The sequence below is a fragment of the Paeniglutamicibacter sp. MACA_103 genome (assembly GCF_045798555.1).
Classification (GTDB): Bacteria; Actinomycetota; Actinomycetes; order Actinomycetales; family Micrococcaceae; genus Paeniglutamicibacter.
This window is the reverse complement of record NZ_JBIXLN010000124.1, coordinates 1-425: the sequence shown is the minus strand read 5'-3', so window position 1 is coordinate 425 and position 425 is coordinate 1. Positions and strand designations below refer to the sequence as shown.

General features: G+C 70.6%; 1 protein-coding gene. It reads left to right on the top strand.

What is annotated here, in order from left to right; all coding sequences use genetic code 11:
- Nucleotides 1-425, top strand: a 425-nt coding sequence (locus tag ACIPVK_RS21820; protein WP_407614074.1) for an enoyl-CoA hydratase/isomerase family protein, incomplete at both ends; no start/stop codon positions are given.

Below are 425 nucleotides of genomic sequence, written 5' to 3'. Positions count from 1 at the left end.
CGGGTTCGCCCTGGGCGGCGGCAACGAGCTGGCCATGGCCTGCGACATCCGCATCGCCGCGGAGGGCGCACGCTTCGGGCTGCCGGAAACCAACCTCGGGATCATCCCGGGGGCCGGCGGTACCCAGCGGCTCACCCGGTTGGTCGGCAAGGGCCGGGCCGTCGAGCTGATCCTCACCGGGCGGCTATTCGACGCCGAAGAGGCGCTGCGCATCGGTCTGGTCACCGAGGTCGTCCCGGCCGAGGAGCTCATGGACGCGGTGCGCAAGACCGCCGGACAGATCATGGCCAAGGGCCCGCTGGCCGTCCGGCTGGCCAAGCTCGTGATCAAGAACGGCGCGGAAACCGACCAGCGCACCGGGCTGCTGCTCGAGCGCCTGGCCCAGTCGCTGCTGTATTCCAGCCATGACAAGCACGAGGGCACCA